22 protein-coding genes and 1 pseudogene are annotated in these 21,572 nt (G+C 33.7%); 15 read left to right on the top strand and 8 right to left on the bottom strand.

Annotated elements, in window-relative coordinates; translation table 11 throughout:
• Nucleotides 1–3: 3 nt before the first annotated feature.
• A complete protein-coding gene (locus MHH59_RS11850; protein WP_002127363.1) occupies nucleotides 4–816 on the bottom strand; it encodes a glycosyltransferase family 2 protein in 813 nt (270 codons plus the stop codon).
• A 142-nt stretch (nucleotides 817–958) separates the two neighbouring features.
• The gene (locus MHH59_RS11855) at nucleotides 959–1,543 is read right to left on the bottom strand and encodes a LysE family translocator (protein WP_016126928.1); all 585 of its coding nucleotides are present in this window, start codon (nucleotides 1,541–1,543) and stop codon (nucleotides 959–961) included.
• Between the two features lie 118 nt (nucleotides 1,544–1,661).
• Between MHH59_RS11855 and MHH59_RS11860 the strand changes: the two genes are divergently transcribed.
• Nucleotides 1,662–2,219 carry a helix-turn-helix domain-containing protein gene (locus MHH59_RS11860; protein WP_016120192.1) on the top strand — a complete coding sequence of 186 codons (558 nt, stop codon included), beginning with the start codon at nucleotides 1,662–1,664 and terminating at the stop codon, nucleotides 2,217–2,219.
• 323 nt (nucleotides 2,220–2,542) lie between these two features.
• Here the strand turns inward: MHH59_RS11860 and MHH59_RS11865 are convergent.
• Nucleotides 2,543–2,975, bottom strand: a pseudogene (locus MHH59_RS11865) (BclA C-terminal domain-containing protein).
• Nucleotides 2,976–3,298: 323 nt separating this feature from the next.
• Here MHH59_RS11865 and MHH59_RS11870 point away from each other — a divergent pair.
• Entirely contained in the window at nucleotides 3,299–3,769 is a 471-nt protein-coding gene (locus MHH59_RS11870) for a DUF4183 domain-containing protein (RefSeq protein WP_340851242.1), read from the top strand.
• Between the two features lie 62 nt (nucleotides 3,770–3,831).
• Here the strand turns inward: MHH59_RS11870 and MHH59_RS11875 are convergent, their stop codons facing one another.
• Nucleotides 3,832–4,122 (bottom strand): DUF4183 domain-containing protein, encoded by a 291-nt coding sequence (locus MHH59_RS11875; protein WP_002031992.1) that lies wholly within the window; start codon nucleotides 4,120–4,122, stop codon nucleotides 3,832–3,834.
• Between the two features lie 477 nt (nucleotides 4,123–4,599).
• On the opposite strand from MHH59_RS11875, the gene MHH59_RS11880 reads away from it, so the two are divergent.
• Complete coding sequence (locus MHH59_RS11880) at nucleotides 4,600–5,874, top strand: exosporium glycoprotein BclB-related protein (RefSeq protein ID WP_340851243.1); 1,275 nt, start codon at nucleotides 4,600–4,602, stop codon at nucleotides 5,872–5,874.
• A gap of 619 nt (nucleotides 5,875–6,493) precedes the next feature.
• Here the strand turns inward: MHH59_RS11880 and MHH59_RS11885 are convergent.
• Together MHH59_RS11885 and MHH59_RS11890 are read right to left on the bottom strand one after the other, a co-directional pair.
• Nucleotides 6,494–7,126: a cupin domain-containing protein gene (locus MHH59_RS11885; RefSeq protein ID WP_002085579.1), complete on the bottom strand. Its 633-nt coding sequence runs from the start codon at nucleotides 7,124–7,126 to the stop codon at nucleotides 6,494–6,496.
• Nucleotides 7,127–7,419: 293 nt separating this feature from the next.
• A complete protein-coding gene (locus MHH59_RS11890; RefSeq protein ID WP_002185873.1) occupies nucleotides 7,420–8,808 on the bottom strand; it encodes an HD domain-containing protein in 1,389 nt (462 codons plus the stop codon).
• Nucleotides 8,809–9,013: 205 nt separating this feature from the next.
• Here MHH59_RS11890 and MHH59_RS11895 point away from each other — a divergent pair, with 205 nt between their 5' ends.
• The 3 genes from MHH59_RS11895 to MHH59_RS11905 all read left to right on the top strand — a co-directional run bounded on the left by MHH59_RS11895 (nucleotide 9,014) and on the right by MHH59_RS11905 (nucleotide 11,571).
• Nucleotides 9,014–9,319, top strand: coding sequence for a luciferase domain-containing protein (locus MHH59_RS11895; RefSeq protein ID WP_340851244.1), 306 nt, complete (start codon nucleotides 9,014–9,016; stop codon nucleotides 9,317–9,319).
• Nucleotides 9,320–9,413: 94 nt separating this feature from the next.
• Nucleotides 9,414–10,724, top strand: coding sequence for a phytoene desaturase family protein (locus tag MHH59_RS11900; protein ID WP_078214338.1), 1,311 nt, complete (start codon nucleotides 9,414–9,416; stop codon nucleotides 10,722–10,724).
• On the top strand, nucleotides 10,702–11,571 hold the full coding sequence (locus MHH59_RS11905) for a sigma-70 family RNA polymerase sigma factor (protein ID WP_340851246.1): 870 nt from the start codon (nucleotides 10,702–10,704) through the stop codon (nucleotides 11,569–11,571). Before MHH59_RS11900 ends, MHH59_RS11905 begins: the two co-directional genes overlap by 23 nt.
• A gap of 35 nt (nucleotides 11,572–11,606) precedes the next feature.
• Here the strand turns inward: MHH59_RS11905 and MHH59_RS11910 are convergent, their stop codons facing one another.
• On the bottom strand, nucleotides 11,607–11,765 hold the full coding sequence (locus MHH59_RS11910; RefSeq protein ID WP_042983742.1) for a hypothetical protein: 159 nt from the start codon (nucleotides 11,763–11,765) through the stop codon (nucleotides 11,607–11,609).
• A gap of 305 nt (nucleotides 11,766–12,070) precedes the next feature.
• Here MHH59_RS11910 and MHH59_RS11915 point away from each other — a divergent pair, with 305 nt between their 5' ends.
• The 3 genes from MHH59_RS11915 (at nucleotide 12,071) to MHH59_RS11925 (ending at nucleotide 14,983) form a co-directional block, all read left to right on the top strand.
• Complete coding sequence (locus tag MHH59_RS11915; RefSeq protein WP_002085565.1) at nucleotides 12,071–12,664, top strand: O-methyltransferase; 594 nt, start codon at nucleotides 12,071–12,073, stop codon at nucleotides 12,662–12,664.
• Nucleotides 12,665–13,012: 348 nt separating this feature from the next.
• On the top strand, nucleotides 13,013–14,125 hold the full coding sequence (locus MHH59_RS11920) for a toxic anion resistance protein (protein ID WP_078214337.1): 1,113 nt from the start codon (nucleotides 13,013–13,015) through the stop codon (nucleotides 14,123–14,125).
• Between the two features lie 24 nt (nucleotides 14,126–14,149).
• A complete protein-coding gene (locus MHH59_RS11925) occupies nucleotides 14,150–14,983 on the top strand; it encodes a DUF3974 domain-containing protein (RefSeq protein WP_078178961.1) in 834 nt (277 codons plus the stop codon).
• A 56-nt stretch (nucleotides 14,984–15,039) separates the two neighbouring features.
• Here MHH59_RS11925 and MHH59_RS11930 read toward each other — a convergent pair whose 3' ends face one another.
• Nucleotides 15,040–16,599, bottom strand: coding sequence for a glycoside hydrolase family 10 protein (locus MHH59_RS11930; protein WP_340851250.1), 1,560 nt, complete (start codon nucleotides 16,597–16,599; stop codon nucleotides 15,040–15,042).
• 226 nt (nucleotides 16,600–16,825) lie between these two features.
• Between MHH59_RS11930 and MHH59_RS11935 the strand changes: the two genes are divergently transcribed.
• From MHH59_RS11935 to plsY, 6 genes are all read left to right on the top strand, one after another.
• Nucleotides 16,826–17,131, top strand: coding sequence for a PTS sugar transporter subunit IIB (locus MHH59_RS11935; RefSeq protein ID WP_000865895.1), 306 nt, complete (start codon nucleotides 16,826–16,828; stop codon nucleotides 17,129–17,131).
• Nucleotides 17,132–17,142: 11 nt separating this feature from the next.
• Nucleotides 17,143–18,426 (top strand): PTS sugar transporter subunit IIC, encoded by a 1,284-nt coding sequence (locus tag MHH59_RS11940; protein WP_001032306.1) that lies wholly within the window; start codon nucleotides 17,143–17,145, stop codon nucleotides 18,424–18,426.
• Between the two features lie 78 nt (nucleotides 18,427–18,504).
• On the top strand, nucleotides 18,505–18,771 hold the full coding sequence (locus MHH59_RS11945; RefSeq protein ID WP_016126936.1) for a hypothetical protein: 267 nt from the start codon (nucleotides 18,505–18,507) through the stop codon (nucleotides 18,769–18,771).
• Nucleotides 18,772–18,793: 22 nt separating this feature from the next.
• Nucleotides 18,794–19,945 carry an anhydro-N-acetylmuramic acid kinase AnmK gene (anmK, locus tag MHH59_RS11950; RefSeq protein ID WP_340852931.1) on the top strand — a complete coding sequence of 384 codons (1,152 nt, stop codon included), beginning with the start codon at nucleotides 18,794–18,796 and terminating at the stop codon, nucleotides 19,943–19,945.
• An 18-nt stretch (nucleotides 19,946–19,963) separates the two neighbouring features.
• Nucleotides 19,964–20,863 (top strand): BadF/BadG/BcrA/BcrD ATPase family protein, encoded by a 900-nt coding sequence (locus MHH59_RS11955; RefSeq protein ID WP_016126938.1) that lies wholly within the window; start codon nucleotides 19,964–19,966, stop codon nucleotides 20,861–20,863.
• Nucleotides 20,864–20,998: 135 nt separating this feature from the next.
• On the top strand, nucleotides 20,999–21,547 hold the full coding sequence (gene plsY / locus MHH59_RS11960) for a glycerol-3-phosphate 1-O-acyltransferase PlsY (RefSeq protein WP_016126939.1): 549 nt from the start codon (nucleotides 20,999–21,001) through the stop codon (nucleotides 21,545–21,547).
• Nucleotides 21,548–21,572 lie beyond the last annotated feature (25 nt).

Genomic DNA, 21,572 nt, shown 5'->3' on the forward strand with positions numbered 1-21,572 from the left:
ATATTAATAGTTAGGAAAGCATAGATCGGGAAATACAGTTTGGTATTCTGGGATTAACCGAAGATCAGTAGTTAAGGTCGCATAGTGCGTATAGTTTTTTTCTAATTTTTCAAGTGTTGTTAAATGATGAGAACCTAAACCACGCTGTACACTATGTTTAGAAAGAGTGGGTCCAATTTGTAATTTTCTTTTTTTCATAGCCTCGTTCCATGGACTATAAAAAAATTTTAAAACGAAAGCAGGCTGCATGTAAATGCTATATGGATAATGTGAGCCATGTCTGCCGACTCTGTAGTCACCATGAAAAATATTGTGAATTAATCTACCGTTGAGATAAAGCAGATTGGGACTGGGTTGGATTAAAATACCGTGATAACGTTGTTTGACTAGTGGAATACTGTATCTTGGATTAGAATAGCCGTGAGAAGGTTCATCGATCATCATTATAACTCTAATGGAAAACATGTTCCCTCCATTAGAGTTAAGTGAAGTGAAAAATTGTTCTTTATTAAAACAACAAAGAAACTCTGTCGTATTTAATACCATTTTCCATCCAGTAACTTCTTTTTCAATTTCCATAACTTCTTGATCAACTAAATAGGCATCAAATTCTAATACTTTTGAATTGCGAATTTCCCAATGAGGTGCAAATAACTTACATATTTCCACTGAACGGTCAGTAGATCCTCGGTTAATTAGAATACCGTGATCAAATAGTTTTGTATGATGCATTAACCACCATGGAAGTAAATATTCTTCATTGTAAAAATGAGAAATTAAAGTAGTCTTAATGAAAACCTCCTCCTTATATAACACACTTCTTATTTAGTATGATATGGTGGGAATCTTATCGTTAGAAGGTTCCCACCTTAAAACTAAAAAAACAAAGATGATAGGTGGAAGGATAATTATTTATTTCAGATTGACTGTTAAATTAAGAATTAGGATGGTTATGGAGCTAGTTGATAACAATTGAAATAGCGCTAAACACTAATAAAACTGCCATAATAATGTTAAATATTCGGTTATGTTTTAATAAAAGTTTTTGAAACATCGACCCGAATAGACACCAACTAAATGTACTCATTAAACCGACTATGCCTAAAAACAATGAAAAGAATAGGTAACTAGAATATGAATGGTAGTAAGGGAGAATAAAAGTAGAAACTACAGTCAGTCCGAATAATATCCCTTTAGGGTTAACAAACTGAAGAAAAATCCCCACTGTAAATAAGTTTTTATTATCTTTTTCATCGGGATCCGTACTGCCTTTACTAGTGAGTATTTTAAAAGCTAAATATAACATGTATGCTACTCCTAAAATTTTTAAAGGTAATTCGATTTTAGGTAAAATATTAATTAGTACTATATTAAAGAAACTACATAAAGAAGTGAGGAGGAAAAAACCGAAAGCTACTCCAAAGCAAAATTGCATGCTCCTTTTCAAACCAAGTTGATTTGCGTATGTCATAGCTAAAAAATTGTTAGGACCGGGTGTGAAGCTACTAATAAAAACAAATAATAAAAAAGAAAATAAAGGCATTTCAAAACCCCCTAAGTATTTTTTTGTATGTTATAATGACCGAAAAGAACAATATAACGTGTGCTTTTTATTATACATAACGGTCGTTATATTGTATATAGTGTAGGAGTGTTTTTTTATGGAAGAAATTCAACTTATTTTGGCGAAAAATATAAAGGCAATACGTGAGAAAGAAAAATTAAGTTTAGAAAAGGTTTCCCAATTAACAGGTGTGAGTAAAACGATGATTGGACAAATTGAAAGAGGAGATTCAAGCCCGACACTAACAACAATATGGAAGATAGCGAATGGTTTAAAAGTGTCTTTTACGTCTTTAATTAATAATCCACAGCCTGATACGAAAGTGGTTTTACGAAACGATGTTCAAGTATTATCAGAAGACAATGGGAGATATAAAGTGTATCCTTCTTTTCCTTTTCAAGATGATAGACATTTTGAAATCTATACTGTTGAAATTGAAACAGAAGGAAAGTTATATGCTGAAGCGCATAAAGAAGGAACAGAGGAATTTATAACTGTGTTTGATGGTGAACTGACAATTGAGGTAAATAATTGTCAATATAGATTAAATAGTGGAGACTCAATCAGGTTTAAGGCGGATAGACCTCACGCTTATTATAATTCAGGAAGTACGTTAACTCGGTTGAGTATGACAATTTATTATCCAGCTTCATAAGTTTTTATGTACATAAAAAATATAAGGGAAGCGTAATTATAAAACCATCTATACAAGGTGGTTTTTATTATGTGAAAAATACAAAAAAAAGACACTCATTTGAGTGTCAACACAGTATTTCTCTCGCGTATAGGATTGGAGAATGTTTCTCAAATACATATTGAGATGATTAGTAAAGGAGAAACTGTCTTCATAAATAACTTAACATTGATAGCGTATAGAGTAAATTGATAATGTTTATCCGGAATATTTAGTATAGATAGTTTCTACTATCTATATAGGGGAATGGCATTTAAAGCTAAGAAGAAAAAATGAATCATTTATTAATCAACTCGTATAATTGTTAGAGAGGCGCCAGTTGATCCACCACCGACTAAATTGACAATTGATAAGAGACCGAATAATTGAAGAGAAATAGTATTACCTGCATTTAATATTGTAATTAAATTATTATTATAACTTGAAGTAGATAAGGCAGGAGATAGAATTGAGCCCAGAAGTGATGTAGATCCGTTTAAAATTAGTCTTGAACCCGCAAGAAGTACAGTTGTAGTATTAATTTGATAAGAAAGATAATAACGTCCCGTTACAGGGACTGTAAATAAATCATTCGCACTATTGACTGCAAAGCTATCAAGGCTTTGATTGTTTGAAAGTAGTATGTTAGTACCACCCTAGTACAACTGAAACTGTTCCATCCACTGTATTATTTGCAAACATAGAATTTGTTGTAACGTTTATGCCGGTATTACTCATGGGTCCAGTACTACCAGTAGGACTAGTTAGTCTATAAGGAAGGATAATTGTACGTCATTATTTTGGGGATTTTCTCTATCTTTATTTTTAATTAAAATCACCTCATTTTTATGATAAAGGAGATACTTTTCATATATTCTATTAATAATATTTTTTATAGTAACGGCATGCTGTTTAAAATACATTCATTTTTAGTAAGTTACATTAAATTTGATTTTGTACAAAGATTTTAATCGAGAGATTAATAGTGTTTTTTTAGATAATTCTTTTAACATTTCGGAACATCTAACATTTAATAAATACTATAGAAGGGAGATGCAAATTTGAATCGATATGACAAATTACCAATGTCTAAGGAAGTTATGGATTCTAAAAATATTGGTCCTACATTTCCACCTCTTCCGTCTATTAATTTTCCAACCGGAGCGACCGGAGCGACCGGAGCAACCGGAGAAACAGGGGCAGCAGGAGCAACAGGAATAACGGGAGTAGCAGGGGCAACAGGAATAACCGGTCCAACGGGAATACCGGGAACAATCCCAACAACAAACCTATTATATTTTACTTTTTCAGATGGGGAAAAACTTATATATACTAATGCAGATGGTATAGCACAATACGGTACAACACAAATCTTATCACCGAGTGAAGTTTCTTATATTAATCTATTTATAAATGGAATTCTTCAACCACAACCTTTTTATGAAGTTACAGCTGGTCAGTTAACTTTATTAGATGCTGAACCACCCTCACAAGGATCTTCAATTATCCTACAATTTATTATTATCAATTAAAAAGGACAGATTTCCTATAAAGAGAAATCTGTCCTTTTTGTTCTAAATTTGGTTAGTTAAAATTAAGTGACGATAAATTCAATTGTAATTGGAATTCCACCGTCTAATACATCTCCGCCAGGAATTGTAATAGCACCAGTAGGACCTGTGGTGACACTGGAGTTCACGCTAGGTTGAATTATGCCGTTTACATAGAGGTTGTAATACGTAAAAGTCGGAAAGGCAGTTGCAGTAGTACCGGCATCGTTTAAACAAGCTGTTGCAGCAATTGCAAAAGCTGCACCTGTTCCTGTTCCAGCTCCTAGTGTAGATGTAAATCTTCTAGAAGCGATAAATGGTTGAATAATTGGCAATTAAATTTCACTCCTTTAATTATTTTTTGAACGAAGTATAGAATAACTTGTCCACTATATTGTATGAAAGTTTTTTATAATAGAAACGGCTTCATGATTATAGAAGGAACACAATATTAGTAAAGGTATCATTTTTAATTAGTTGAAAGAATGATGTTGTTACTTGTAGAATATATGCTAATGATTTATTTATGTTTTAATTTTTAAATGAAAATGTGCTTTTGGACCTAATAGATAAACGTGGAAAAATAAAATAAACTCTTAAGTTTAGGTGTTTAATCTAAGCAGTCAATTATTAAAAACATATAATTAATATGTGAGTCATGAACATAATTAAATTACGTTTTCAAGTTTGATTATAATTCATGTTTCCTATTTTAAGAGAAACATATAACTCAACTACTTTTTACAATCGCATCTTTTATAGTTCTTAGAATAGGAAAACACTCAACTATAAGAAAAGTAAGGAGGAAATAAATGTCAAATAATAATTGTTTTGGTCATAATAACTGCAATCCAATTGTTTTTTCAGCAGATTGTTGTAAAAATCCACAGTCAGTTCCTATTACTAGGGAACAATTAAGTCAATTAATTACTTTACTAAACTCATTAGTATCAGCTATTTCAGCATTTTTTGCAAATCCAAGTAATGCAAACAGATTAGCGTTACTCGATTTATTTAATCAATTTTTAATTTTCTTAAATTCCTTATTACCTTCTCCAGAAGTTAATTTTTTGAAACAATTAACTCAAAGTATTATAGTTTTATTACAATCTCCAGCACCTAATTTAGGACAATTGTCAACATTATTGCAACAATTTTATAGCGCCCTTGCACAATTCTTCTTCGCTTTAGATCTTATCCCTATATCCTGCAACTCAAATGTTGATTCTGCAACTTTACAACTTCTTTTTAATTTATTAATTCAATTAATCAATGCTACTCCAGGGGCGACAGGTCCAACAGGTCCAACAGGTCCAACAGGAGGCGGAGCGACAGGAGCAACAGGAGCGACAGGAGCAACAGGAGCTACAGGAGCGACAGGAGCAACAGGAGCAACAGGAGCAACAGGAGCAACAGGAGGCGGAGCAACAGGAGCAACAGGAGCAACAGGAGCGACAGGAGCAACAGGAGCGACAGGAGCGACAGGAGCAACAGGAGCGACAGGAGCAACAGGAGCAACAGGAGCAACAGGAGCGACAGGAGCGACAGGAGCAACAGGAGCGACAGGAGCAACAGGAGCAACAGGAGCAACTGGTGGCGGAGCTATTATTCCGTTTGCTTCAGGTACAACACCATCTGCGTTAGTTAACGCGATAATAGCTAATACAGGAACTCTTCTTGGATTTGGATTTAGTCAGCCTGGCATAGCTTTAACGGGTGGAACAAGTATCACATTAGCGTTAGGGATAGGTGATTATGCATTTGTAGCACCACGCGCAGGGACTATTACATCGTTAGCAGGTTTCTTTAGTGCAACAGCTGCATTAGCTCCATTAACACCTGTTCAAGTGCAGATACAAATATTAACTGCACCTGCAGCAAGTAATACGTTTACAGTACAGGGCGCACCTTTATTATTAGCACCAGCATTTGCCGTAATAGCGATTGGTGCTACAGCATCAGGTATCATACCTGAAGCAATTCCGGTAGCCGCTGGGGATAAAGTATTATTATATGTTTCATTAACAGCTGCTAGTCCAATAGCTGCAGTTGCTGGATTTGTAAGTGCAGGTATTAATATCGTCTAACTTGTTACAATGTTTGTTTGAAATTTAAACAGGCATTTGTATATAGCCCCACCTAATTTTATTAGGTGGGGCTATATTTTTTGTGGGAAATTAGAAATAAATCAATTGAAAAGTTACTCTTTGTTAAGTTGGTATATAAGAAAAATCAAAATTTATGATTTACACTTTATTGTTTATGGAATAAGTTATATGGTTTGAAAAATTACATATAAACAAAAAAGATGAATTCTATTAAAAACAGAATTCATTCATTAAATAAACTATATACTAGTGGGTTAAATTTTTAATCATGAGCGGTGAAATGTCATTGCTCAAATTAGTAATAAACTATTTATTTTTATTACAGTTACATCCTTTTTTCTTTACATAGCCTTGCTCGGCTAAATCTCTTTGTGACTGGGAATCGGAAGATTGAGAGTTCGAAGATTGAGAGGATGCTGAAGAGCTACTATTTTTATTATTAGAGTAGTTTTTTCGATAGTTATAATTACTCATAGTACTATCACCTCCAATTAAATATATAAATATTATATGTATGTACTCTATTAATTGTTACGATAAAAAATCTCCTCGATATTTTCCGAGGAGATAAATGGTGGTTCTATTAAAATGATACTAATTAATACCCCCAGTATAGAGGGAAGTAATAAGAATCTTGGTAATATAGATTTTGTTGTTGAGTAGGGGGCTGAGTTGACTGATTTATCATGTCGCGGTTTTGATTACAGTTTCCGGGAGGACCAATTACCGTAGTGGATTGAATTGGGGATACGGCTTGTTTCCATTGTTGTTCATTGAGGCAATAAGTATGAGCCATCATATTAGCGGGAGTTAATCTTAAAATATCAGAACCAAAAATAACTTCTGGGGTTGGGGCGTCGAATATAGCTAATAAATGAGTATTATCTGCTGAAGCAATTTCATAATGCCACCACGCTTGTGGAATGTTGGCAACTTGCCCTGGTTTTATCGGTAAGTTTAATATTTGATTCGTAAATGGATTAAGTAAAGAAACAACAGCAGATCCTGAAATACAGTAAACGAGTTCAGCTGCATTTTGATGAATATGTGGTTCTACAACATTCCCTGTACTTAAATAAATATCTAATAAAGAAGTATTTTCTAAAGTATTTAATTGTTTCATGCCAAGTACATTTATATAATTTTGGGCATCTTTCTTAAAAAAATTACTTTTACTTAAATCATGAGTGAAATTAGTTGAGGGGGAAGTGTAGTCGATATTAGAAGTCAATTGTATTACCCGCCTTTCTATAGGTAAGTATGGATACAACTTTAGGATATGTGCCTAGTGTTAGTTATGTGCATTTGTCTGTATCATAATAAATTCACCTGTTTTATAAAGAATATAGGTTGTGCTTCTTATTTCTCATAATGTAAATACGGATAAAAATTAGAGCGAACTAATGAAAGTCGGAATTATTGATGTTAGGTTAGGAGTAAAAATATTGAAATTTATTTCGTATATTTTAATGGTTACGTTATATGAAAAGACCAATGCCTTATAGAAAGGAATTGGCCTTTTATTTAAGATAGTTTTTGATGAATCATTAATTGTGCTTTAGCAGTATTGGCGTAATTTAGCCATTCTATTGCCAAGTTTTGTTTTGAATCAAAATGGATTTCAATTACGTCTAAATGAGATATCTTTGTTTTAAGTGGAACAGGCATCCCATTTACTTTTACTTTTTTCATGCTATGTGCAATTTTTGGAAATGCAGAGAAAGAAAAATCAATGATTGTAGCACCATCAGGTAAATAAACTGGTTGTAAATCTGTAGTATAAGCTGTAATAGTATTTTCAAATAGTTCATACGATACTAAACTACGGAAAGTGATTGGATCTGTAGTTAATAAATTGTTATTCACAATTGTATCATCCATTATTTTATAAGATATTGCTTGAATATTTGCAGTTCTATCATTCAATAAAGAAAAAATACCGTTATCTTTCAACGTTTTTGCTATTTGTGTTTGAATGATAATTGTTTGTTCAGCATCATTCATATTGACTTTAGTTTTTAAGTTGTTATTAAAATGGCTATTTTCAAGTGCTATATTATCCTCAAAATAGTTTATAGTTGGTTTATATAATTGATGTATTATTCCAAGAATTTTATAGCAATCTAGTACACTTGTAGTTGTAATACAAATTTGTGAAATACCTGATACATTTTGTATTTCTTGTAATTGTGAGTACGCAGTATATACTGGGGGAAACTCATAGTTTATTTCAAATGAAAGGTTTGTATTAGAAAAAGAATGTATCCCTTTTCTTAAATGAGTTATATTTTTTTGAAGGTGTGGCACATATTCGGTTAAAAATTTATGTACTTCAGTATATCTTTCTTTATGTAGATATTGAAAAGCAAGATTTTCTAATTCATGCTGGATTGTATATAACCCTAATCGCTTTGCAAGCGGCGCAAATAGTGTTAATGTTTCATTCGCATAAGCTACTTGTTTTGCGGGTTTTTTAACACTCAATGTTTTTATATTGTGAAGGCGATCTATAACTTTAATAATGCCAACACGTATATCTTGTTGAGAGGATACTAGTAATTTTTTAAAATTAATTGCTTCGTATAATACTTTATTTTGATCTTGTAGTTTTTTTCCTTTTGTTAATCCATTTACAATATATTGAATAGTCGCACCAAAATGTGATTCAATTTCTTCTAGAGAGTATTCGGTATCTTCTACAACATCGTGTAATAAAGCAGCAATCACTGTTGTAATGTCAGCTTTATAATTTAGCAGTATTTCTGTAATCGCGAAAGGGTGAATAATATATGGTTCTCCAGTTTGACGGTATTGTCCATCATGTGCTTGCTCTGCAAAATGTATAGCTTTTTTCAAAAGCTTTAATTCATCAGATCGTAGATAATTTGCCTTTTGTAATAATACCTTGCTCATATATATCCATCCCTTAAATTTATTTTTAATAATAATTCTATATAATAGAATAAATACCCTTTGAAATTGTTTTAAGTGTGTAAAAAAATAAAGATATTGAGATTAAACTATATTCGTATATCCATTCATACTTTGGATTGATGGAAAAAAGTAATGAACGTGTTAATTTAATATTACATCAATCATTAAAAAGGGGTGAAGGTTCATGTCATTTAGTGAAATGATTAGAAATGAAGAACTTGGCTGGGCAGGTGTTTCTGAAAAACCGCATCGATTTGGTAGTATTGAAATAAATTATGGTAAGAAAGAACTTGGTCATTTGCATGGCGATAAGTTAGTTGATTTACCATTTCCAAAGGTAAAGCGGGATGAATTAGTGAGCCAAGGATTGGTGAAACCACATCACGTATTACCTGAATCAGGATGGATAAGTTATTATATAAAGAGTGAAGAGGATATTCCATTTGCAATTGAGTTATTTCGTATGCAATATGACAGAATAACAAAATAATGAAATAAAATAGATAAGTAAAAATATATTTTCATGTCACATCCCTCCTTAATCGTTCGTCTCGTATGTAGAACGGATAAGGAGGGATTTTATTATGAAACATTTTGATGTAGCAATTGTTGGTGGTGGGCTTGCTGGATTAACAGCATCTATATATTTAGCGAAAGAAGGAAGGAAAGTTGTTGTATTAGAAAAATCAAGCCGTTTTGGTGGCAGAGCGATGACAATAAATAAAAATGGCATATATATGAACCTTGGAGCACACGCTTTATACCGCGGAGGAGAAGCGTTCTTAACATTTAACGAGCTTGGTATGAATCTTACGGGAGGAATGCCGTCCACGAAAGCACACGGAATATGGAAAGATGACGTATATACTATCCCAACGGATTTTCGCTCCATTTTATCAACGCCGTTACTTTCATGGTCAGCTAAAATACAATTTTCTCGCCTTATGATTCATTTAGGGAAATTGGATATAAATATGATTCCAAAAATGAGTCTTTCTGTATGGGCAGAAAAAGAAATACAGGATCCTATGGTACGAAATATGTTTTATGCGTTATGCCGAACAACGACATACACATATGCTCCTACAATGCAATTAGCATCTTCCGTACTAAAGCAAATACAGCTTTCTATGAAAGAAGGAGTACTTTATGTAGATGGTGGTTGGGAGACGATAATAACAAATTTAAGAGGAATAGCGAATACTAGTGGTGTACAATTTCTGGCTAAAAAGCATGTTTTAAAAATAGAGCATTGTGAAGGAAAACAAAGAATACATTGTTTTGACGATGAAGTATTTGAAGCAGGGGCAGTTATTGTAACAACTCCACCGAAAGAGGCATGTAAAATTATAAAAGGTACAGAAGGAACAAGTTTGCAAAAATGGAGTGAACAATCAATACAAGTGACTGTGGCAGCGTTAGATATTGGTTTGAAACGATTACCGAATCCATTGCATCATTTTGCATTGGGGTTAGACCAACCCATATTTTTTACGAATCAATCAAGAGCAGCTAAATTAAGTGAAGATGGAGCACTTGTAGTGAGTTTAATTAAGTACCATAATCCTATGCTTGAGATAAATCATTTTCATGATGATCAAGAACAGTTAGAAAATACGATGGAATTGCTACATCCTAATTGGAAAAGAGAAGTTGTTGCAAAGCAATATTTACCGAAAATAACGGTAGTACATGATTTTCCTCATATTGACCGTGTTGAAAAACCGGGCCCTAATATACCTGAAATGCCAGGTGTTTACGTTGCAGGAGATTGGGCTGGGCATGATGAAATATTAGCTGATGCTGCGGTAGCAAGCGGGAAACGTGCAGCGTTACACATTTTAAAGCAATTAGAAAGTGAGGCAGTTCATCATGGAAACGGAGCAATTATATGAAGCGTATCAACCATTATTATTTTCATTAGCATATAGAATCCTTGGGAGTGTTATGGACGCTGAAGATATCGTTCATGACGTATTTATCGCGGTAAATAATATAGAGGATGTTCAATCTATAGAAAATATGAAAGCATATTTGTGTAAAATGGCGACAAATCGTTCAATTGATACATTACGTTCGGCAGCGCGTAAACGTAATGTATATGTAGGGATGTGGTTACCAGAGCCATTTGTGGAAGAGTCTGATGAGCCAGCAGAGTCATTTGTAATGAAAGAATCAATTTCTACGGCATATTTATTACTTTTACAACAATTGTCTGAGGTAGAAAGGGTTGTTTTCATATTAAGAGAGGTTTTCAGTTATGACTACGAGGAAATAGCTTCAATTGTTGATAAAAGTAGTGTGAATTGCCGGAAGATCTTTCAACGCGCACGAAAAAGTATTTTAGATAAGCCGAAGCAATCAACATTAAGTACGAAGAAAATGGCTGCCTATGTGGAAAAGTTTGTATCATCATTACAGCGTGGGGATACGCAAGGCATGTTAGAGGTATTAAAAACAGATGCGATATTTAAAGCAGATGGTGGTGGTAAAGTTACAACTGCAATTAATCCGATTTATTCTGCAGATAAAATTATACGTTTGTTCTTTGGAATTGCAAAACGATTGCCAGAAAAGTATAGTGTTGATTTCAAAATAGTAAATGGTGCACCAGGCGTTATAGTTACAATAAATAATAAAGTGACGTATGTACTTTCATTCATATTTGAGGATGAGAAAATTTCAAACATTTATATGATGGCTAATCCTGAAAAACTTATGCACTTAAATGTAACAGTATAAAAAAAGACGCATTTCTTTAGAAGTGCGTCTTTTTTTTATTTTTCTAACATTTCAAGAGGTACATCTTTTTCGCCGGCTACCTCGAATTTAATTTCCCCGTTTTCTTCATAAATGCGTTTAATAATCGGTATAGTTATCATTAGTTTTTTATGCTGTTTACGTCTTCTAGCAGCATCTAAGTTAATCACGTTCATGTGTAAGCATCCTTTCTTACAGAAATATATAAACAAAAGAAAATGCGTCCGAAAAGGGCGCTTAGTTGAATTAGAAATACCGATTCATTTAAATGGGGTTTAGATTATCTTATAATTGAAAACTGATTGTAAAATAATGTGAATTAAATAATTGCACGTAGAAATTAACTTTACCAAAAAACGAAACAATATGCTATAAAAAATTTTAATTCTTTGTCGTATAACAGGAAAAAGGTGTGCATTTCGCATATAATGAAAAGTAGACGGGCATCATGTACTTTTTCATCATATTGCTTGGAAAGGCGATGGAGAAAATGAATACTCTAGATTCATTATTATTGCAACTTGAACAATATGGAGAAGAGCATGATCGACATAAAGAAAAAAGAGAAGAAAAATTAAGAAATATTTCTCGTGAAATGGGGCAGTTTTTATCAGTATTAGTAAAGGGGTGCAATGCAAAAAAAATTTTAGAAATTGGAACTTCAAATGGCTATTCTACATTGTGGCTAGCAAATGCGGTAGAAGAAACAAATGGAAATGTTATAACTGTAGAACTTTCTTCAGAACGGGTTGGAGAGGCACTTGGAAATTTTGAAAGGGCAAATCTTACACAGAGAATCGATATTCATAATCAAGAGGCTGGGGCATTTTTAGATTCGCAAGTAGATCGTTCATTTGATTTTATTTTCCTAGATTCAGAGCGCACGCAATACATGTGGTGGTGGGAACATATAAAACGCATTTTAGAGCCAAAAGGTTTTCTTGTAATTGATAATGCAACTTCTCATGCGGGGGAATTAGCTGGATTTATAAAGATGATTGAAGAAGACGTTACGTTTGAAACCGTGTTATTAGCTTTTCAAAAGGGAGCATTTGTTGCGCGGAAGAATAATTAGAAGTGAACCTAATATAATTATCACATTGAAAGATAGTATATGTCAAAAGATAGAGCATTGTATGAATTTAAGAAGGTAACTAAATGGAATTTCAAATTAATAGTCAGTGGTGATAAGTAAGGTAAGTTGTGAAGAATCCGTCTTCAGCATGTTGTTCTCTAGGTCTTAAGTCTGAGGAAAATAATGACGAGAACAGGTATACTTATACTATGAAACAGGGAATGACTGCATAAGCAGGTATTTCTTGAAAAATCGATTTCAAGCAAGCAAAAATGTATATGAAATACGATATATTAGATGAAATATAGTGCACATAAATTCGCACATATAAATAAAGGAGCGATTTTGTTGACTGAACTCGAGAAAAAAGAACCTGTATCGATTGTGAAAGATACTAATGTAGAAGTAGTAGTGGATACAGTAATAAAAGATGCAGAGCTTGAAGAACTGAATAAAGAAGCAGATCTTTATGTACAAAAGTTAAATAGCGAGCAAAATACAGATTTATCAAAAGTATTGTCACAGCTAGGAGACTTAGGGGATAAAGAGCAGCAGGCGGCAGGACAAACGCTATCAGCTTTAAAACGTCCTGTGACAGCGATGATGAATGGAAAGAATGAAGAAATTCCAAATACATTGTTAGAATTACGAAAAGTGGTATCAGAACTTGATCCAAACTCATTAAAAGCAACTGGTATGAAGAAACTTATGTTTAAAGTGTTTAAGAAAAATCCGCTTGAAAATTACGTGCATAAATATCAATCTATAGATAAGCAAATCGAGGAGATTATAAGATCACTTCTCATTGGCCGTGATAACTTGCAAGAGGATACGGTTGGTCTTGAAATGTTAAAAGAGCAATCACACGATAAAATTCACGCTCTTGATAAACAAGTATACTTAGGAAGAAAACTTGCTGGTATGCTTGAAGCTGAGAAACAAAATCCAGAACGTCAAAGGGATATTCCGTTAATAAATGATGCATTAGAAAAGATACTTGTGCGTACTCGTAATATGCAACAAGCGAAAAGTGTATTATTACAATCTATCGCATCTGTAGACATCATTAAGAAAAATAATGAAAAGCTATCAGAGGCAATTCGTAATGCAATTACGATGACGCAAAACGTTATAACGGTTTCAGCTGCAATTCAGCTCGCATTAACAAATCAACGTAAAACAATTGATGCTGTTAATGCAACAAATGAAGCGATTGAATCAATGGTATTAAGCAATTCACAAGCATTAAAACAAAATACAGAAGAAACAACAAAACTCCTTGAAAATCCTGCAATTAGCATGGATAAATTACGTGAATCATTCCAAAATGTATTCGCTGCTATTGAAGCATCTGAGAGATCGTCAGAACGTATTATTGAGTCTAGTAAGAAATTTGTAATTGAACTAGATACATTTAATGATGAGATGAAGCAGAAACTCATTCAGCGTCCAAGGAAATAACAGACTTTTAGAGGAGGTGAAAAAATGAGTTTCATTCAAGGAGTATTATTACTATTAGGATCATTACTTTTAATCGCATTTACTGTCGTTGTTTTAGTTGTATACTTCGGACGTAAACTTTATTTTTCATGGACGAAACCATATAAGAGAGCACAAGATTCCATTGAGAAATTATCAAACAAATCGACACCGTTTTTACAAGAGTTTACGCAACATCCACTCTTTTATCGCTGGATTCGTACGGAAGGAAAGAAAGAAAAACATACATTGAATACTCTTTTCTGTACATCAGGTCAACGTACGAGAGAACAAGTATTTTCAATGTTACCGAAAGAAAAACAGAAAAAAGTGCATGTAATGGCAAAAACAACGAAAAAGCTTACAAATGAAGATATCGATGTGGCCGCGATGAAAGTGAAAGATTTCTTGAGACAAGAATCACAGCAAACTGTAAAACCGACAGACTTATCGTTTTATAAATTGTATTTCTATGATCGATATCCAGATGCATTAAATACAATTCAAGCATATAAACGCTCGATTAATCCTTCACTACAAAGAACGGTTGATGACATTACAATTTCAGTATTAAATGCATTGCCGTACTATCAAGAGCAGCGTATGTTTGAACAACAACATAAACTTGAAACGTTTTTAATGAAAGATTTAACTGAAATGTTATCTTTAGTGGTACAATTACCACCATCACAACGTCCTGAAAAAGAAGAAGAACTAAAAATATACTTGCAAAATTTCCAAAAAGAAATGGAAGTAGTAGAGCGTGATATTCGCGACTCCATTGATCATGATTTGAATGTGAAGATGAGAGCAGCGACTGAGAAGTTTAAGAATAAATAAAAAAGGCGCCTTAAAAGCTAAGTATTTCTCAGCTTTAAGGCGTTTTTTTTGAGGTTTTATTTTGCCTTAACGGTAGTAAAACTAGAAGGAATGCTTTCATTATGCAATCGATCAACTGCAGTTACCACATACGTATACGTTTCTCCAGAAATAGCCGGTTTATCTACGTAAATTTCTCCAAGTTTTGTTTTTCTTACAGTAGTAAGTAAATTCTTCGGATCTTGAATATCAACTACATTCTTTCCATTCACACGGTATATCGCATAATAAGCAGAGTCATTATCTCTATCATCAATTATGCCTAAAGCAATACCTTCTTCTCTTGGAATGGCCCCTTTTAAAGCCGGTTGTTTTGGTGGATCATGATCAAGCCAAGGCATAGATGGGATTAATGCAGGATGTTTATATATGTCTTTTGCGAGTCTATCTTTAACCCCTAGTGGATTGTTATTCATATCTTTTAAGCTAAAATGCATACTACCTTTTATTTCAGGATATAACCGGTTTAATGCAATTTGTCTTGGATATTCTTCAGGATTAGACCAAGCGGGGACAGAATTATTATTAATTTTATAGGCCGCCTGACCGATGTATAGGTGAATCGGTTTATTATTTGTTTCTTTTACCCACCAATCTACTAATATGTCATATGCAGCTGGTGTGAAACCAATATTCCAATAAATTTGTGGTGTAATGTAGTCAATATATCCTTTTTGTATCCATTCACGTGTATCGGCATAAAGGTCATCATAGTTTCTTTGACCTGCAGTTGTGTTAGAGCCAGTTGGATCGTCAGCTATATTTCGCCATACGCCGAACGGACTTATACCAAACTTTACGTATGATTTTTCTTGTTTTATAGCTGTATTTAAACCTTTTACAAGTTCATTTACATTGTCACGTCGCCAATCCTCTATATTAGTAAATCTACCGTTATTATACGTTTCGTACGTTTTTTGATCGGGGAATTGTTCACCCGCTACTTTATATGGATAAAAATAATCATCCATATGTAATGCATCAACATCGTAATTTTGTACAATTTCTAAAGCGCCTTCCGTTATAAAGTTTTTCACATCTGGAATACCAGGGTTGTAATATAGCTTCCCGCCGTAAGGTACAACCCAATCGGGATGTTGTCTTGCAGGGTGATTATTTGATAATCGATTTATATCAGTGTGATTCATCGTTATTCGGTATGGATTAATCCATGCGTGGAATTCTATATTTCTTTTATGTGCTTCTTCAATCATAAATGCGAGCGGGTCGTATCCAGGGTCTTTTCCTTGTGTACCCGTAATGTATTCAGACCAAGGACCGTAATTTGAAGGATAGAAAGCATCAGCAGTCGGTTTAATTTGTACAACGACTGCATTCATACCAGTGTTTTTTACATCGTCTAATAGTCTTATAAATTCTTGTTTCTGCTTTTCAATAGGTAAGCCAGTTTTTGAAGGCCAATCAATATTGAGAACAGATGCTAGCCATACAGCGCGTAATTCATGTTTTTTGTAAGTAGTATTTACTTCAGCATAAGTAGAGTGAGGGGAAATGAAAGAGAAAGGAGTAAACAATATGACGATACAGCACATCATTACTAAACGTTTCATAATCATTTATACGCCTCCCTATTATACGATTATTTAAAATAATATATGATGTTAGGTTGGCCCTGCAATTGAGAAAAATAAGTATTGAAACATTAATTTAATAGGAAAAAAATTTTTAGTGAAATTTACTTTCAGTATAACTAAATCGTTTCATTTCTTCATATGCTTGTTAGTAAAGTGAAACTTTCTTTCATTTGAAAGAAACAATTTATAAGTATAGGAGGATTCAATAATGAAAGTTTTATTCGTTTGTTCTGGAGGAATGTCCAGCGCAATTGTTGTAAACGCTTTAAAAAAAGAGGCGGAGAAAAAAGGTGTAAACATGGAAGTCCATGCCATTGGAACAAGTGAGATAGAGGAAGAAGTAAAGAATGGCTGGGACGTTGTAATGGTTGCACCTCAAGTAAGACATAGATTTGACTCTGTTAAAAAATTCGCAGAAGAGGAATCTATCCCGTGCGGTATCATACCGCCACAAGCATACACGCCGCTTGGCGGACCGACTTTATTAAAAACTGTAAATGATTTAATTAGTTAGGGGGAAGCGTTATGAATAAATTTGTCACGTTTCTTGATAGAAACTTATCTGGACCGATGGCAAGGCTTTCTGAACAGAGGCATTTACAAGCAATCCGTGATGGAGTTATTTCAGCGTTACCATTTATTATTGTAGGAAGTTTCTTTTTAATCGTAGCATTTCCACCATTACCGAAAGATAGTTTCATATCTGTTTGGGCATTAAAAAATCAAACAAGTATATTAATACCATATCGTTTAACGATGTTTATTATGTCTTTATATATAGCATTTGGAATAGGGTATAATTTAGCGAAAAGTTATAAGCTAGATGCTTTATCAGGAGCACAGCTTGCAGTATGTTCATTACTATTAACATTAACGCCTGAATTAATTGATAAAAAAGGGTTTATGCTTCCGATGACAAATCTCGGAGGTCATGGATTATTCGTGACAATGATTGTTTCTATTTTATCAGTTGAGATTTTAAGATTTTGTAAGACGAAAAATGTAATGATTAAAATGCCAGAACAAGTACCGCCGTCTGTTTCACGTTCGTTTGAAGCACTTATACCTGCTGCATTCGTTATTATTTTAATGAGTTTAGTAACTGTCGTTTTTAGTATTGATTTACATCATGTAGTTGATAAATTAGCGGCACCGTTAGTAAAAGCTGGTGATAGTTACTTCGGTGTAATCATTCCAGTATTTTTAATTACATTTTTTTGGTCATTCGGAATTCATGGTGTGTCGGTTGTTGGAACTGTTGCCCGGCCATTATGGGAAGTATATTTAGGGAAAAATGGTGAAGCAGTTGCTAGTGGCGCAAATCAATTACCATTCATTTCACCAGAACCATTATACCAATGGTTTATATGGATTGGTGGTTCTGGTGCGACGTTAGGACTTGTATTAGCTATGATTGTATTTGGTCGATCAAAATATTCGAAGGCATTATCAAGAACTTGTATTGTACCTGGTATTTTTAATATTAATGAACCTGTTATTTTTGGATTGCCAATTGTACTAAACCCGATATTAATTATCCCATTTATCATTACACCACTAGTAACAGCAACTATTGCATACTCAGCAACTGCGATGGGGTTTGTTACACCAACACATATAATGCCTCCATGGACATTACCAGCTCCAATTGGTGCATATTTAGCAACAGGTGGGGATTGGAGAGCGATTGTACTCGTATTTATAAACATAACAATATCATTCCTTATTTATTTACCATTCTTTAAAATGTACGACAAAAACATGCTTGAAATTGAGAAAAATGGTGATGGGGAATCTGTTAATCCGTAAGTTTAATATTTTGTTTTTGAGTGATAGGCATTTTGTCTATCACTTCTTTCACATGAAGTCCAGAGAGGGTGAAATGGAATGAATATAAAATTTAGTTATAAAGGTGTATTCTTATTATTATTTGGAGTGATATGTGCGAATTTCCTTTTCGTACCTTTATTAAGAATGCTACATCTATCACAAATGCATAGTATATGGCTCGTTACAAGCATTGCGGCAAGTATTTTGCTTACAGTAGTTGTTTCTTTTATTGATGGATCGTTTGCATCAAAAGCTCAGTTATTTTATAGATTTATATTATTTTCGATCGGTTGTACGTTTGTAACTTACATGATTGTTTTTTAGTAAAGGGGAGGTCATGCATGCTATGTATATTGCAGGGATTATGTCCGGTACTTCATTAGATGGAATAGATGTAGCACTCGTTCATATAGAAGGAAGCGGTGTAGGTTCTAAAGTTGAACTCATCCATTTTACTACTGTGCCATTTAGTAATGATATGAAAAATGAGATCCAGCAGGCATTATCAATAGAAAATTCAAATGTACAACTCATATGCAGTTTAAATTTCAAACTCGGTTTATGCTTCGCCAATGCTGTAAAGGAAGTTTGTAAAGAGGCCAATTTTCCTTTGGGACAATTAGATGTAATTGGTTCTCACGGACAAACGATTTATCATCAGCCAAAGCAAGAAGGCAAGAGTATTTCTTCGACATTGCAAATTGGAGAACCAGCAGTTATAGCATATGAAACGAACACTACGGTTATCTCTAATTTTCGAACGATGGATATGGCAGCAGGGGGACATGGTGCACCACTTGTGCCATATTCAGAGGTCATTTTGTATCGTCATCAAACTAAAAATAGATTACTACAAAATATTGGCGGAATCGGTAATGTTACAGTAATACCAAGTCATCTAAGTGATAAGAGCGTTATTGCTTTTGATACTGGCCCAGGAAATATGGTAATCGATGATGTATGTCAAAGATTATTTCAGTTGCCATATGATCAAAATGGTAGGATTGCAAAACAAGGAGTAGTTGTAGATGAAATTTTGACATATTGTATGAACCATCCATTTTTGAAAATGAATCCACCGAAATCAACTGGTAGAGAACAGTTTGGAGAAGAGTTTGGAAGTGAATTATCGAAGCGGTTTGAAAAGCATGGTAAAGAAAATCTTTTGACGACTGTCACGATGTTTACAGCAAGTTCAATTGTTCATCATTATAAGGAGTTTATTCTGCCGTATTATGAAATCGATGAAGTAATTTTAGGTGGTGGGGGCAGTTATAATCGTACACTTGTTGAAATGATACGAAATGGATTGAAGGAAGAAAAGTGCGCGATATTCATTCAAGAAGATATAGGCTATTCTTCAGAGGCGAAAGAAGCAATCGCCTTTGCGATATTAGCAAACGAAACGCATCATCGTAATCCGAGTAATGTGCCAAGCGCAACAGGTGCAAAGCAATCTGTAGTTTTAGGGAATATAACATTCCCTCCAATAAGATGATGAAAATGAGGCGAACATATGAAGTATATGATAGGAATAGACGGTGGGGGAACAAAGACAGAAGCAATTGCATTTGATAAAGACGGAAACGAACTTGTAAGAGCTACAAGTGGTTTTGGAAATATATTAATAGATTTTGAAGAAGCTCTTGTGCATATTATGGAAGCGATTGATCAATGCCGGAAAGGTGTATTAAATGGGCATTGCGTTTGTATTTGTTTAGGGTTAGCGGGTGTAAGTGGAGCAAATACAAATGAATTAACAGTACGTCTAAAAAAGAAGTACCAAACACAAATTGAAGTTTTAAATGACGCAATGCTTGCACATGCAGCTACTTTAAAAGGGAAGGATGGAATTTTAACGATTGGCGGTACAGGTGCAATTTGTATAGGAAAGAAAGACGAAGTGTACGAGTATAGCGGTGGATGGGGACATATTTTAGGGGATGAGGGAAGCGGTTATTGGATTGCGTTACAAGGTTTAAAGAGAATGGCAAATCAATTTGATCAAGGAGTTAGACTTTGTCCATTAAGCTTAAGGATTCAAGACGAGTTTCGACTTTTAACATCATCTCATATAAAAAGACTAGTATATAGTTCTTCAAAAGATAAAGTTGCAGCAATTGCACCATTAATTATAGAGGAAGCGAGGAATGGGAATGATGATGCACATAAAATTATTCTGCAAGCGGCTAAGGAATTAACGATAATTACGGTGAATATTTACAACAAGATGCAGTTTGATTTATCACCTTTAATTGCAGTTAGTGGTAGTATATTGTGTTCAGTACCTGAAATATATGCTGAATTTAAGAAATGCTGTGAGAAAAGTATGGGAGAAGTTATATTCGTATCACCATCAGAAATGGCAGTGAAAGGAACATATCATTTAATGAAGGGTGTATATTTTATAAAATAGAAGTATGAGAATTTTTGTATGATTTGTAAAAATATGATGTTAAAATATACAAAGGGATGTAAAGCAAGAAAAAGTACAATATACATAGTCATTGAATATTGTATAAGTACTCCCATGTAGAAAGTGAATGATTACATGATTAATAGTATGCAATTTTTGTATTTGGTGGCTTCTTATTTATTTGGAAACATATTGACCGCTTATATAGTAACGAAATGGAAACATAATGTTGATATTCGTGAAGAAGGAAGTGGTAATCCTGGCGCAAGAAATATGGGGCGCGTATATGGAAAAGGGTCTTTCGTCGCTACATTTTTAGGTGATGCGATCAAAGGGGCAATCGTAGTTTCTATTGCAAAATACCTTTTCGAAGATTCTACATTTGTAATGTTAGCTTTACTGGCTGTTATACTTGGACATATTTACCCAATTTTATTTAAAGGCAAGGGCGGAAAAGGCATTTCAACATTTATTGGAGGTTTAATTGCATTTGATTATTTGATAGCGCTTACTCTTATTACTGTTTTCATTATATTTTATTTAATCTTTAAAGGATTTACTAAGCCCGGACTAATTACAATCGCTTGTTTACCAGTTTGCATGATTTTGTATTCTTACTCTATTGTTACGACTATTTTAAGTGCACTTATCATTGTACTTATTTTATATGTAAATCGAGAATGAAATGAACTTTTAATAAGTGGAGTTA

Origin of the sequence: Bacillus sp. FSL E2-0195 (assembly GCF_038003645.1) — a bacterium.
GTDB lineage: Bacteria > Bacillota > Bacilli > Bacillales > Bacillaceae_G > Bacillus_A > Bacillus_A mycoides.